13 protein-coding genes and 2 pseudogenes are annotated in these 13,847 nt (G+C 42.6%); 9 read left to right on the forward strand and 6 right to left on the reverse strand.

Annotated elements, in window-relative coordinates; all coding sequences use genetic code 11:
• Positions 1-68: 68 nt before the first annotated feature.
• Positions 69-1,730, reverse strand: coding sequence for an eCIS core domain-containing protein (locus AC6RV6_RS23975; protein WP_500243408.1), 1,662 nt, complete (start codon positions 1,728-1,730; stop codon positions 69-71).
• 456 nt (positions 1,731-2,186) lie between these two features.
• On the opposite strand from AC6RV6_RS23975, the pseudogene AC6RV6_RS23980 reads away from it, so the two are divergent.
• Both AC6RV6_RS23980 and AC6RV6_RS23985 read left to right on the forward strand, forming a co-directional pair.
• Positions 2,187-2,393 (forward strand): annotated as a pseudogene (locus AC6RV6_RS23980) (ATP-binding protein); the annotation flags it as partial.
• Between the two features lie 161 nt (positions 2,394-2,554).
• A pseudogene (locus tag AC6RV6_RS23985) lies at positions 2,555-3,094 on the forward strand (ATP-binding protein); the annotation flags it as partial.
• A gap of 72 nt (positions 3,095-3,166) precedes the next feature.
• On the opposite strand, the gene AC6RV6_RS23990 reads toward AC6RV6_RS23985, so the two are convergent.
• Positions 3,167-3,904, reverse strand: a complete 738-nt coding sequence (locus AC6RV6_RS23990; protein ID WP_500243409.1) for an aspartyl/asparaginyl beta-hydroxylase domain-containing protein — start codon at positions 3,902-3,904, stop codon at positions 3,167-3,169.
• Positions 3,905-4,153: 249 nt separating this feature from the next.
• Here AC6RV6_RS23990 and AC6RV6_RS23995 point away from each other — a divergent pair, with 249 nt between their 5' ends.
• The 4 genes from AC6RV6_RS23995 (at position 4,154) to mazG (ending at position 8,507) form a co-directional block, all read left to right on the forward strand.
• Positions 4,154-5,137 (forward strand): cupin-like domain-containing protein, encoded by a 984-nt coding sequence (locus tag AC6RV6_RS23995; RefSeq protein ID WP_500243410.1) that lies wholly within the window; start codon positions 4,154-4,156, stop codon positions 5,135-5,137.
• A 55-nt stretch (positions 5,138-5,192) separates the two neighbouring features.
• A complete protein-coding gene (locus AC6RV6_RS24000; protein ID WP_500243411.1) occupies positions 5,193-6,383 on the forward strand; it encodes an MFS transporter in 1,191 nt (396 codons plus the stop codon).
• 281 nt (positions 6,384-6,664) lie between these two features.
• Positions 6,665-7,690: a phosphoribosylformylglycinamidine cyclo-ligase gene (gene purM / locus AC6RV6_RS24005; protein WP_500243412.1), complete on the forward strand. Its 1,026-nt coding sequence runs from the start codon at positions 6,665-6,667 to the stop codon at positions 7,688-7,690.
• 10 nt (positions 7,691-7,700) lie between these two features.
• Positions 7,701-8,507, forward strand: a complete 807-nt coding sequence (gene mazG / locus AC6RV6_RS24010; protein WP_500243413.1) for a nucleoside triphosphate pyrophosphohydrolase — start codon at positions 7,701-7,703, stop codon at positions 8,505-8,507.
• Positions 8,508-8,541: 34 nt separating this feature from the next.
• Here the strand turns inward: mazG and AC6RV6_RS24015 are convergent, their stop codons facing one another.
• The 4 genes from AC6RV6_RS24015 to AC6RV6_RS24030 all read right to left on the reverse strand — a co-directional run bounded on the left by AC6RV6_RS24015 (position 8,542) and on the right by AC6RV6_RS24030 (position 11,130).
• Positions 8,542-8,826, reverse strand: a complete 285-nt coding sequence (locus AC6RV6_RS24015; protein ID WP_500243414.1) for a YggT family protein — start codon at positions 8,824-8,826, stop codon at positions 8,542-8,544.
• Positions 8,827-8,930: 104 nt separating this feature from the next.
• Positions 8,931-9,956, reverse strand: a complete 1,026-nt coding sequence (locus AC6RV6_RS24020) for a threonine aldolase family protein (RefSeq protein ID WP_500243415.1) — start codon at positions 9,954-9,956, stop codon at positions 8,931-8,933.
• A 72-nt stretch (positions 9,957-10,028) separates the two neighbouring features.
• A complete protein-coding gene (locus AC6RV6_RS24025; protein WP_500243416.1) occupies positions 10,029-10,640 on the reverse strand; it encodes a cysteine dioxygenase family protein in 612 nt (203 codons plus the stop codon).
• A gap of 16 nt (positions 10,641-10,656) precedes the next feature.
• Positions 10,657-11,130, reverse strand: coding sequence for a hypothetical protein (locus AC6RV6_RS24030; RefSeq protein WP_500243417.1), 474 nt, complete (start codon positions 11,128-11,130; stop codon positions 10,657-10,659).
• Positions 11,131-11,413: 283 nt separating this feature from the next.
• Between AC6RV6_RS24030 and AC6RV6_RS24035 the strand changes: the two genes are divergently transcribed.
• The 3 genes from AC6RV6_RS24035 (at position 11,414) to AC6RV6_RS24045 (ending at position 13,827) form a co-directional block, all read left to right on the forward strand.
• Complete coding sequence (locus AC6RV6_RS24035; protein ID WP_500243418.1) at positions 11,414-11,668, forward strand: hypothetical protein; 255 nt, start codon at positions 11,414-11,416, stop codon at positions 11,666-11,668.
• A 169-nt stretch (positions 11,669-11,837) separates the two neighbouring features.
• Entirely contained in the window at positions 11,838-13,139 is a 1,302-nt protein-coding gene (locus AC6RV6_RS24040; protein WP_500243419.1) for a TldD/PmbA family protein, read from the forward strand.
• Between the two features lie 265 nt (positions 13,140-13,404).
• Positions 13,405-13,827: a hypothetical protein gene (locus AC6RV6_RS24045; RefSeq protein WP_500243420.1), complete on the forward strand. Its 423-nt coding sequence runs from the start codon at positions 13,405-13,407 to the stop codon at positions 13,825-13,827.
• Positions 13,828-13,847 lie beyond the last annotated feature (20 nt).

Here is a 13,847-nt window from a genome sequence, read left to right on the forward strand (position 1 = left end):
AAGAATTAGAATTTGTGGAAAAGAAAAGAACATACACGAAAAGATTAAAAGAAAAGGGTCTACCGAACTTAGTATGTAAAACTAAGTTCGGTAGACCCAAAAATATAGTCGCCAGCATTCAATTTAACTCGGCGAGTGGGTAAATCTTCCAATGGGCAAGGTCCAGAGAATTTGAGGCTGTAGCCCCATGCTGGGTAAATACTGGTACTCGATGAGGCGTCATCATACATCACTTTGGTATTCTGATTGTAATAATGATCGTGCAAGGCTTGTACGGCTTCTTCCAGATTGCTTATACTATTATTTTTGGTCACTTTCTTGACTCTATTATAATTTTTTTCCATCTTGACCAAAGCAATCAGGCGACAAGCATAGCTCCACCATTTACGCTGCTGGCTATTTTTATGTTGTTTTAAGTTCTTACCAACACTGCCAGTTAAGTCATCGGCTTCAGGAAGTAGATCGGAGGGCAATAAACCATATTGCCAAGAATTTGTTATAGAATCAGCATTATAGAAAGATTTAAACTTATTGACCAATAGCAACTTACGAAAACTGTTCAGGCTATTCATCAGCGCATCCTTGACAATTCCTAGATCGTCCGGATTTAAATCCGAAACTTTTTTATCTGCTATTGTTGTACTACTAATCAAATAGATATCCTTTGGCAACATCAGTCCTGATTTTAGGAATTTTAGCAGATCGCCCTTGGTCTTCTTATCTTTATATAAATCTTTAATAGAGGCGTTATTTTGTTTATTTTTGGGCAGCTTTGCGATCGTGGGATAAGACTTTCCCTGCTGGGGAATAGATTTAATAAAATAATCATTAGGGACTAACAAATCCTGGGTCTTTTCCAAAAAGATTAGGCGTTGTATCACCTCTTTGTTAGTCCGTTGTATCGTATTTACTGGGAAATCGGGCAAATTGTTTGCCCTATCTCCTTTTGCTTGTATCGCGCATTCTTCGACCGATGCAAATGAAGTGTTAATGGCTGAGGATTGAGTTAATTGCTCTTGTTGCTGAGGCGATCGCTGCACTGCTCCACCATTCTGCTGCACCACATGAGTTAATTCATGGGCAATCAATTCCTGTCCTTCTCGACTTCCCGGCTGATAAGCCCCCTGCCGAAAAAATACATCCTGTCCTGTCGTAAATGCCTTGGCCTGAAGCGATTGATTTAAACGATCGGCACTACTATCCGTATGCACCCGCACCCCACTGAAATCTGCTCCCATCGCTCTACCCATTGAATTCTGTAGGCTTGAGTCTAGAGATTGTCCACCTCCCTTAGCGCGATCGATAGAAGATTCCACCTCTTGGCTTGCTGTCTCTTCTGCCATAATGCTATCTCGCTGTACTATCAGTTTGCGAGCTATTTTTTCCTCGGTCTCCTCTCGTTGCGCGATCGCGGGAGCATTAATTTCTCTGACTACATCTCGAGCAACTCGATCGGCTTCCTGCTCGTATTTATCCCCCACTTCGCCAATTGTTAACTTAGTCTGTATCGGTTGAGAAGTCTGAAGTTGAGGGGTCTGAAATTGCCGCAGCAAAGGATGATTTTCTACGGCATTGTTTTTCAGTGGTGTATATTCCGGAATCGATACATCTGTATTTAAAGCCGAGATAGGAGTGCGCTGAACGACCATCACTGGTGGAGCTAAAGAAGGTTCTTTCTGCCGGCTTGAGGGACTCCAATTCACTGACTTTTGTACTTTCTGCTTGCTCATGACTCAAATCTTGTTGACTGTCAAACTACCGATCTTAATACTACTCCAATTCATACAATCAGTAAGCATTCATATTCACAAAAATTAAACTTGAAGATTTTTTGATATTAAATGATATCTTGGTTGATAAACTCTGTGATGGATTTAACCAACAGAAGAAATCGATAAAATGCTTATCTGCTTGACTATTTAACAAAACAATATAAAGGAGGACTCACAATGAATCACCCGATCGCTAGCCATTGGTTGGAAGCGAATTCTCGCTCTTTGATCGCAAATGTTACCGTTGTCTATCGGTTTTTAGAGCAACAGTGGCTTGATCAACAAAATCCTGATGAGAAGAATCCTCCCGGCGATCGTCTCTCGCTAGAAATTCCCGATATCTCACCACCTACGGCTTTAGAACAAATCTATCAAACTTTTAATCTTTCTCCTTTTGAAGTTTACTTCTTATTAATGGGTGCGGGAATGGCATTATTTCCCAAATTCTCCTCATTATGTGCCAATCTTCACCAAAACCCACAACAGATTTATCCAACCTTTGGCTTGGGTTTACAATACCTTCCCAATCCTCATTGGAGTGCTTTTTCTCCCAATTCACCTTTGCGACGGTGGCAATTGTTGCAAGTTGGAACCGGAACCGTATTAACTCAATGTCCCTTGCAAATTGACGAGAGTATTTTGCACTACTTGATGGGAGAACCCTATTTCGACGATCGCCTTTCTCATCTCATCAAGCCTTTAAGCGATCGCCATACCATCCCCTTACCTCCTTCCCACGCTACAATTGTTCATGAATTAGTGACAATTTGGGATAGCCGAGACTCCTTAGTAAATATATTGGGGAAACTGAAAAGAATCTGCGGCGTATTTTTGATGCGGCGGAGTCTGGCAGTGCTGTATTATTATTTGACGAAGCCGATGCTCTATTTGGCAAGCGAACAGAAGTCAAAGATAGCCGCGATCGCCATGCCAATGTCGAAGTAAGTTATTTATTACAGAGAATGGAAGCATACCAAGGTTTAGCGATATTGACGACAAATTTAAAAAGCGCATTAGACCAAGCATTTTTACGGCGAATTCGTTTCATTGTTGCTTTTCCTTTCCCCAATATTCAAGCTAGAGCAGAAATTTGGGCGCGAATCTTTCCGCAAGAAACCCCTACAAAAGGACTGGATTCACTGAAATTAGCATCCTTATCTCTTGCAGGAGGAAATATTGCTAATATTGCTTTAAATGCCGCATTTATTGCTGCCGATTCAGATGAGCCTGTGATGATGAAACATATCCTTGCAGCGTCACGAAGTGAATGTGCAAAGATAGAAAAACCGTGGCTTGATTCTGAAGTACAAGGTTGGATTTAAAATCAGTTATCAGTTATCAGTTATCAGTGAGAGAAAAGAAACAGCTAATAACTAATAACTAACACAAAAAAATTACCTTTTTTCAAATTGTTTTTGCCAATTTTTGTGGTTTTCTTTGGCTTCTTGGACGATGGGAGAAGCAGCAATTAAATTATTGCCCAACCAATTTACTAATGACATGGGAAAACGTAAGGGACGAGCGACATCGAGGAATAAAACCACGCGATAGTCATCGGTATTATTCCATGCTTCATGAAGAAAAGTATCGTCAAAAATTAGACTTTTTCCCTCTTGCCAATGAGCAATGCGATCGCCAACGCGAATACCACAAGCTGATTGAGGTTCGGGAATTTTTAAACCGAGATGATAGCGAATTAAGCCTTTATGTTTTCCTCGGTGTTCGGGGATGTGTTTGTGAGGGGCTAAAATTGAGAAAAATGCCGCTTTTAAATTCGGTATAGTCTCCAGTAATTTTGCTGTCTCCGGGCATTGTTGGCAATTTTTTTCTGCCTTGTAACCAAAGGCGTAAAAAAAGTAGGTTTTCCAGCGATTGTCGTCGGTAATATTCGCTTGTCTCGTGGAGATTTGTTGATAATTGGGTAAGTCGTTGACGCGATCGAGGACGGCATCGAGTTCTTTTCTGATGGTCAACCAATTAGCTTCTAAATCTTTTGCCCATGGGAATTGCTCGACATCGAAAAACATTGAATCTCCGACTAAAGAATGTTTTCCGACTAAATCTTCGAGCCAAGAGCCATTTAAAACTGTTTTTTCTAAGTTTTTGACTAAAAAGTTAGCAGGATTGACCATTATGTTTATCTCTATTGTTGTTTTTTTGTCAGCTAAAGTTGGGGAAAACCCAAGATCGCCGCGATCGGCAAATCGATTTTAGATTATACCCGAGGAGCGATCGCGCGGCAATAAAAAAACAAAAAAGAAACAATTGCAACGGACATTGAAGCAAACTGGCTATCAAGGCAAGACACAATCGGCACGAGTTGCTCTATAATCAGACTTTCGCTATTGTTCGTACTGCAAACCCCCTTAGCTAACCCACTCATGACAGTAGAAGTAAGTCCTCGACTCAACTCAAATTTAGATCGGAAGATTCCTGCGATCGCACGGGTTTCCCTTGCAGATATGACTAAAAAAGAATTTGTCAAACAGTATCAAAAACCGGGTATTCCGGTCATTATGACAGGGTTGCTAGAAGGAAAATCTCAATGGGATCTAGACTTTCTCGTGCAAAAATTAGGCGATCGCAAATTTCTCTTGCGACAATACGGAAAGCAACGCTATCAACAAGATAAACGCGAATGGGACAATATTGGTAGTGGTGTTACAGCAGAACAGAAAACATTTAGCGAATATGCCGAACTTTTACGCAGTCAAGAGGCTCATGAAAAAGATATTTATTTAGCAAAATGCTCGATTAATGAAACGCCTCTCAAACAAAATCCAGCTTTACGAGAAGCGAGAGAAAAAATTGTCGAACTCGGACTCGATAAACCCATCAGTCATTTTAACATTTGGATCGGTCCCGGCGGTCATGTTGAATGCCTGCATTACGATCAAATGGATGGTACGCTAATTCAACTTTACGGCACGAAGAAAATAGTTCTTTTTCCACCTTCGCAAACATCTAATCTTTATCCTTTCTCTATTTTTGTCCATTTATATCGAGGTTTAAAACTGCGCTCGTGGTTCAGTCAGTTATATCCAGAAAAGCCAGATTTTCAAGCCTTTCCTAATTATCAAAAAGCACTGCCTTATAAACAAGAAATTTTCCTCGCACCGGGAGAAATTTTATATATTCCGGCAGGATGGTGGCATGAAGTCACGGCATTGGGAGATAATATGGTCTGTTCAATTAATCGTTTTTGGCGCGTTTATCCAACCTTGAGAGCGATATTTTCTTGGAGTCGCTGGCGAGGATATTTGGGAAGTATCTTCGCGATGCCTTATGTTATCTCGAGTTTGATTCTGGCACTTTTCAGTCGCGATCGCGAGCAGAAAATCAAAGAAATCATGCAGATGCTTTGAATCAGTCACCAGTTAATCAGTCACCAGTCACCACCTCACCAGTTATCATTAATCAATGGAATTTACTTGGCGCGATCGCTCGTTATTTGTCCTTTTTGCTACAGGGTCTTTAATTGTTTTAACCGGAGCCGTGATTGCTCCGATTTTACCAGAAATCATCGAACAATTGCAACTCGATCGCTCGTTAGCGGGTTATTTAGTTAGCACTCATTATTTAACTGTTGCTCTCTTTAGCCCTGTTTTAGGCTTATTGGCCGATCGCTTCGGACAAGTTAAGATATTAGTCATTTCTTTGATTTTATACGCCTTATTTGGCATGGCAGGGGGGTTAATGAATGATTTTACACCCCTCTTGATTACTCGAGGCTTGGTGGGGGCTGCCAGTGGGGGAATTGCGGCGGCGAGTTTGGGCTTATTAGTTAAGCGGTATGAGTCGGCTGAAGCTCGGGCGCAAGCGATCGCTTATGTTTCTAGTGTCCTCGCGATCGCAAATATTGTTTATCCCATTTCAGCCGGATTATTAGGGATATTAGGATGGCGGGTTTCTTTTTTATTATATGGGTTAGCGCTTCCTTTTGCCCTCTTGGTGCTTGTCGCTTTTAAACAGCCAGAAGAAACCACCGCTTCGGCTAAATCTCTCTCCTCAATGACCGGCGATTCTCAAGCCTTGAAAAAAGTCCTTAGCAATCCTTTAACATGGCAATTATTTTTAACCCTTTGCCTCACGGCTGCAACGGCTTATGCTGTTGTGATTAATTTGCCCAGTCATCTTAAAGCAATCATTGGGGCGGGGACTGCGATTAATGGTATTGTTTTAGCTTCTCAAGCGATCGGCTCTGCGGCTATTGCTGCTTTTGGAATTCGCAAATTAACGCGACGTTTGGGGTTAATTCCAGCTATTGCTTTGGGATTTGGTATTGTTGCCTTAGTGTTAATGGCAATGCCTCAGTTCGATCGCTTGTATATGTTCTTATCCGCAACAATTCTCTTGGGCATCGGTTTTGGTATTGTTATGCCCAATATTTACACCCTTTTATCTAATATTGCCTCTTCGGAATTACAGTCTACCATTCTTGCAGCAGGGACAGGAACGAATTTCCTCGGTCAGTTTCTCTCACCGGCATTATTTGGCTTTTTCCTCGGCGATCGTCCTTTAGAACAAGTCTTTTATATTGCCGCGATTGTACCCTTGATTTTAGGTTTTTTACTGATGGTTACGTCTAAAATTAATATGTCCAAAGTTTGATTTCTTTCTGTCTTGAAAATCCAGCAATACTCTAGTCTGTTTTGCATTGTTATAAAAGAAATTTTCTACTTGTAACAATTCCTATTCATGCAGGGAAAACAATTGGAGTTGCTTTGCTTGCTAAAATTCTCTGAGATGCGGAATTAACGCGAGAAGAATTTATGAATTTGCTTGGATAAAGGCTGAGAAGTAATGCGATCGCGCCAAATTTCGCACTAATTCTGTAAATTACTTTGCATTAACAGTGATATCGTTGTGCAAATAGGGATGTCAGGAAAAATATGGACTATCGAGCAGCAGGCGTTGATGTAGAGGCAGGTCGCGCCTTTGTCGAGCGCATTCGTGAAAATGTACAAAGCACGCATCGCCCCGAAGTTTTAGGCGCTTTGGGTGGGTTTGCCGGGTGTTTTCAGCTGCCGACGGGATATCAAGCACCCGTGTTAGTTTCCGGGACGGATGGAGTGGGAACGAAATTAAAAATTGCCAATGCCGTCAATCGTCACGATACCATCGGCATTGATTTAGTGGCCATGTGCGCGAACGATATTCTCACCACAGGGGCAGAACCTTTATTTTTCCTAGATTATGTCGCCACGGGGAAGTTAGAACCAGAACAATTGGCAGCAGTAGTGGACGGGATCGCCTCGGGGTGTCGGGAGAGTGGTTGCGCCCTATTGGGAGGAGAAACCGCAGAAATGCCCGGATTTTATCCCGTTGGGGAATACGATCTGGCTGGGTTTTGCGTGGGCATTGTGGAAAAAGAGCAATTGTTGGATGGTTCTCGCGTGAAGGTTGGCGATCGCGCCATCGCCCTACCCAGTAGCGGCGTTCACAGTAACGGTTTTTCCTTAGTGCGTAAAATTATAGAAATGCAGGGGTTGAGTTGGGACGATCGCCCGGAAATATTGGCGGGTCAAAGTTTGGGGGAAATCTTTTTGACTCCCACTCGAATTTATGTTAAGCCCATTCTCGAAGCCCTGCGATCGCACCTCGATATTCACGGTATGGCTCATATTACCGGAGGAGGTTTGCCAGAAAATTTACCCCGTTGTCTCAATACGAATCAATCTGTCAAAATCGATCGCGCTACGTGGGAAGTTCCCTCCGTCTTTCAATGGTTGTCACAACAAGGAAACGTTTCCGAAAATGCCATGTGGGAAACCTTTAACATGGGAATTGGATTTGTGGCGATCGTCTCTCCCCAACACGCAGAAGATGCCGTGAAATGGTTTGGCGATCGCGGCATTGAGGCTCGGGCGATCGGTGAAGTCGTCTCCGGTGACGGTACCCTAGTTATAGAGAAATAGGCTCAAAATTATGTATAGAGAAACCCTTAATGCCCTGCAAGAGTTGATCGAAATTGTTGCCGAATTGCGATCGCCGGATGGTGGCTGTCCGTGGGATATCGAACAAACGCCGCAAACTCTAATTCCTTATATCATTGAAGAAGCCTACGAAACTGTCGCCGCCATCCAAAGCGAGGAAAAAGAAGCGATCGCAGAAGAATTGGGGGATCTCCTCCTGCAAGTTGTCTTACAAGCGCAAATTGCCCGAGAATACGAACAATTTACCCTTGCAGAAGTTGCACAGGGAATTGGTGCAAAATTGGTTCGTCGTCATCCTCATGTTTTCGGCGATCTAGAAGTAGAAAATGTGAGTGAAGTTCGCAAAAATTGGGAACAAATTAAAGCAGAAGAGAAAGGAGAAACCCCAGAACAAGCGAAATTGCTCAGCCGTAAACTCGATCGCTATAGTCGAACGCTTCCGCCTTTAATGGCCAGTATGAAAATGTCGAAAAAAGCCGCTTCAATGGGATTTGAATGGGATAACATTGAAGATGTTTGGGGAAAATTTCAAGAAGAACTCGGAGAATTTCAAGAAGCCTTAGCAGGAAATGATAAAGAGCATCAACAAGCAGAACTTGGAGATTTATTATTTACGGTTATTAATATTGCTCGTTGGTACGATCTCGATCCGTCTCAAGCCTTACAAGGAACAAATCAACGCTTTATCCAGCGCTTGGAAAAAATGGAAAATTTTGCCGATCGCCCTCTCACTGAATATAATTTAGAAGAACTCGATCGCCTCTGGGAACGTGCAAAAATTTACTTAGCGAGTCAGTAATTGTTCATCGTTCATTATTCATTGATAAAAACTATCACAATAATGTTCTCAATAAACCCTGTTGCCCGATCAAGATTTCTCGTAACAGAGAGATAACTCCCACCCAGATAATCGGTGAAATATCTACACCGCCGATCGGGGGAATAATTTTGCGCGTGGGAATGAGAAATGGTTCTGTGGGAATAGCGATCGCATTGAAAGGAAAGCGCGTTAATTCAACTTGAGGATACCACGTCAGAACAATCCGAAAAATAAACAAAAAGATCGTTAACCCCAGCAGGAAATTGAGACCGATTAAAACAAAATCTGTAATACTCATAAAATAATTAAAATTCAATACAGTCTTTATTAATTATACAACTAATCTCAATCACTAACACTTCGGCTTTGCTCAGTACAAGTAACCTGCAACTAACAGCATTTTTAAATTGCCTCGCGAATATCTGAGAGGAGTTCATCAATTCGCGATCGCGTGGTATTCCAAGAACACATAAATCGCACGCTATCTATACCAATAAAGGTATAAAAATGCCACTCTTTCGCTTTTAAAGCGCGAATGATGCGATCGGGAAACTTGACAAAAACGGCATTTGCCTCTCTAGGAGAGATTATTTCTGTTTCAGGAATTTGTGTTAATTGTTGCTCTAAATACTCAGCACATTGGTTAGCGTGTCGCGCATTTTTTAACCATGCACCTGTTTCCAAAAGCCCTAAAAAAGGCGCAGAAATAAAGCGCATTTTTGAGGCTAATTGTCCACCTTGCTTACAACGATAAGCAAAATCCTCTGCTAAATCTGGATTAAAAAACAAAACTGCCTCCCCCAATGGCAAGCCATTTTTTGTACCGCCAAAACACAAAACATCAACCCCATTTTTCCAAGTCAGTTCGGCTGGGGTAACATTCAAAGCAGCCACCGCATTTGCAAATCTTGCCCCATCCATATGAATTTTTAAATCATATTGTTTTGCGATCGCTTTAATCGCTGCTAATTCTTCAAGAGTATATAATGTCCCTAATTCCGTGGGTTGAGTTAAACTGATAACTTTGGGTTTGGGATAATGAATGTCCCTACGTTTGGTCACAAGACTTTCAATCGACTCTGGCGTTAATTTACCATTTTTGCCATGACCCAGTAATAATTTAGAGCCGTTGGATGCAAATTCTGGCGCTCCACATTCATCAGTCTCAATATGGGCGAGTTCGTGACAAATAACGCTGTGATAGGATTGACATAGGGAAGCTAATGCCAAAGAATTGGCCGCCGTTCCATTAAAAACGAAAAAGACCTCGCAATTAACTGCAAAAAGGTCTCGAAAGTAATCAGTTGCTTTTTGCGTCCATTCATCTTCTCCATACGCCAAAGCACTCCCTTGATTCGCTTTGAGAAAATAATCCATGACTTCGGGACAAATTCCCGAATAATTATCACTAGCAAATTGTTCGAGCATTTTATTCAGTGAACAGTGAACAGTTATCAGTTATCAGTAAATAACTAATAACTAATAACTAATAAACTAAAACTAAAATGTTTTCGCAGTGCGGGCTTTAGGGTCGAAAACAAAACGACGATCGTAAGTGGTGATGCCGTATAAATTAAAAGAAATGGTTGGACTTTCTCCCATTGCTTCTACACAATGAATGGCATTGGGTAAAAAACAGATAATATCTCCCGATAAGAAAGTTTGTTCCCCAACTCGGCTAATACGATCGGGAAACTCGGGTTCTGGCGATCGCTTCCAAAAGGTATTTTTCTCCTCACCATCCAACAGCATCACCAGTCCCCAAGTGGCGTGATTGTGAATGGTGGAGACCCGTCCTGCCTCCCAAGACACCATTTGTACTGTAATCGGGTATCCGGGTTCATCATAAAGCATGGAAACAGCCCATCCCTTTTGAGGATCCGGAAATGTATATTGCAATTGCAGCCAAGGCGAATCATTCATCAAGCGCCGGATGCGGGGACAGATTCGTTTTAGACGCTCGGCATTGTCGTCAAAGCGATCGAGAATGCGATCGAGATCGGCGAGAAATTGATACAAGCGATAGGGAGTTGTCAGGATTTTCTCATCTTCTACAGCATTTAGCTCTTGACAAATACCTTGGTCTGTGACCAACCAATTCCGACCTTTCATTAGGTTCCTTCTCATGTCAGTTGACAATAACAGGATAATCCGGTGTGGGGTTGAGAGGACAACTAAAAATATATTTGCCCGGACGCAGAGTAATCTCGTAGTTTTTGCTACTGCCTTCTGTCAAGCCGCCGCCACTAATCTTGGGAAGTGTTAGTTTTTTCGCACCTTCCCCACGTAGATAAAATCCGAGTTCGTAGGGGACATCGCGATTGGTCACGCGAAAAACATATTTCCCCGCTTTTAATTCTAAGGGTTTAAATTGATTTTGCCGTTCGGAAAGGGTTTCACTGTTAATTTTCTCGCAATCCTCACTACTCGTGGTTTGATACTGATAATCTTGGGTTTCCGTTTCCACAAACTGACAGCCGGTTTGCGTCAAAGAGATAACCTGCACCTCCTCCGACTGATTGCCAGTTTCCTCAGTCGGCGTACAGGCCGCGATCGCAACAAAGCAACAAGCCGCTAAATATACCCAACTTTGTTTCAACATTTTTTGCATTGCGTAACCCCCAAGGGTCTATTTTATCGGATTTCTTCGTGAAGCCATTATAAAATACTTTTTTTCTGATAAGTTTGATTAGATAAATTAATATTTTTTTAGGGGCTTTTCAGTTTTTTCTCAGTCATATGAGAATTTTATTTGCTATATTGTTGTCTACGCTGAAGCAAAATGACTCTAAAACATTTTTGGAGATTGATCGTGGCGATCTTCAGCTTAAAATGCTCAAAGCTCAAAAAACACTCAATTTAAAATAATTTCGAGGGGAACCCAAATGAAAGTTAAGTATTTGACAACAATGGCGGCCGTTAGTTTATTAAGTTTGGGATTGGCTGTGGGTTGTGCAAACCCTTGTGCAGCCAAAGACGGTGAGAAAACCGAACAAGCAGATCCTTGTGCAGCTAAAGACGGCGACCCTTGTGCAGCTAAAGAAGGCGACCCTTGTGCAGCTAAAGAAGATCCTTGCGCTGGTAAAGACGGCGATCCTTGTGCAGCTAAGGAAGACCCTTGCGCTGGAAAATCTGAGTAAGAAGAAAAAAAATAAGCAAAATTTTCTCCAATCTCTTCCTTTCTGATTAGGAAAATTTAACCCTGTTGGGAGTTTTAGGCAATTTAACTCCACAGGGTTAATTTCTATTTGTCGGTAAAAGCGTACAATTGCGTTATTCTCCCTAAACAGCAGCCTCTTGCCGAACCCGATGAAGTCCCAAGAAATACGCGCGGAACAATTACTCGAATTATCTCTGGCCTCGGGAGCGAGTTGTGCGGAAGTCTATCAATCGCGATCGCTGTCCCATCCTATTTTTTTTGAAGCCAACCGCCTCAAACAGCTAGAGAGTTGCGAGTCGGAAGGTACGGCACTCAGAATTTGGCAGCATAATCGCCCGGGGTTGGCTGTGGCTTACGGACGAGTCGAGCCAAAAGAATTAGTCGAAGCGGCGATCGCTCTCTCGGAACTCAATCCTGTCGAAACCATCGAACTCGCTGAACCCAAAACAGTAGTGCTACCAGATTTGGGAGCAAGAGTAGAAGTCGGGGAATTAGTTAAATTGGGACGAGAAGCGATCGCCTACATTCGCGAGCAATATCCTGAAGTGCTGTGTAGTGCAGAATTTGAATGCGAGCAAGAGACAACAATCCTGACTAATAATCAAGGATTGCACTGCCAGTATACCGATATTACCCTAAGTGGCTATTTGGGGGTGGAATGGGTGCGAGGAGAAGACTTTCTCGGAGTTTATGAAGATCGTGAAGAACGCAATCGCCTCAGTGTAGAGAGTATCATTCAGAGAATTTTAATTCGGCTGGCATGGGCGCAAAAAAATACACCTCCACCCCTCGGTCGCATTCCCATTCTCTTCACGGGAAAAGCAGCAACCCTGCTTTGGGATACCCTATCCGAAGCCATCAATGGCAAGCAGGTCTTGGAAAAATCCTCCCCGTGGAGCGATCGCCGAGGACAATTAGTCGTTTCTGAAAGTCTTTCTCTCAGTCAACAACCAGAAAGAGGTCCCTATAGTTGCCCCTTTGATGATGAAGGCACCCCAACACAATTTCTCTCCCTCATCCAACAAGGCAAACTCGAAGAATTTTATAGCGATCGCGCCATCAGTCGTGCTTTAGGAATGAAGGGAACGGGAAACGGGTTTCGTCCTTCCCTTGATCGCTATCCCACCCCCGAACTGGTCAATATTGTCGTCGAACCCGGTAGAGGGACCCTAAAAGACTTAATTCGTCAATTGGATAATGGATTATTAGTCGATCAAATGTTAGGCGGAAGCAGCGATCTTTCCGGAGATTTTTCCGTTAATGTCGATCTTGGCTATCGCATTTATGGCGGAGAAATTGTCGGACGAGTCAAAGATACAATGGTTGCGGGCAACGTCTATCATGCCCTCAAACGAGTTCTAGCCTTGGGGAATGATAATATGTGGCACGGCTCTTGTTATACGCCCTCAATTGTTGTTGATGGTTTATCCGTCGTCGGACAAAAAAGTTAGAAATTTACCCTTAAAAGCGGGGTTTCTCTTGAAACCATTCAGGCACAAACGACTCGATTTCAAGTGATTATTCTGATAATAACAATAATTTGAAATTGTGTTGCAAGATTGTTCATTGCTTATTGAAATGACAATATTGGTATAATGCAGCACCAACTCAGTATTTCCCTCAGCTTCAAAAGTTAAATGAATCAGGAATCCGCAAGGATCGGGCAACAACAAGCAATAGCATAGAAATACATAAATTGCTAAAGCAGGAATTATTATGGAAAAGTTGCAAAATCAACTGAATGTGCTTAACGATAAGGTTGATACGCTGCATCAACTTGTCGAACAAATGTCTGGCCAGCTTAATGCTCTACTCGCACGGCAAAAAGCTGATGATGTCGAGCAAATCCTAGAGAATGTCCCTCTCTCCTCTTCTTTGCACCCTGATTCCTCGGCTTCCACTCCAAACAAAGCGAGTAGCGGTCACAAGGATGTGCTGGAAGACGGACAGAACTTGGAACGCTTGCTTGACTACAATACCAAGGAGCGATCGCTATCCCCCGACCTGCAAATCCGACGGCTGACGGCACAGGTTACAGCAGCTTATAACCGCATCGCTGCTTTGGAAGAACAATTGCTGGCCCGAAGAAGCGATCGCGAAGAGAAGAAATTGATTCGTACCCTACCCGAGCAAACCTAAAAATCAAACAATCCTCCAGT

The sequence above is a fragment of the Spirulina sp. LEGE 11439 genome (genome assembly GCF_059821285.1).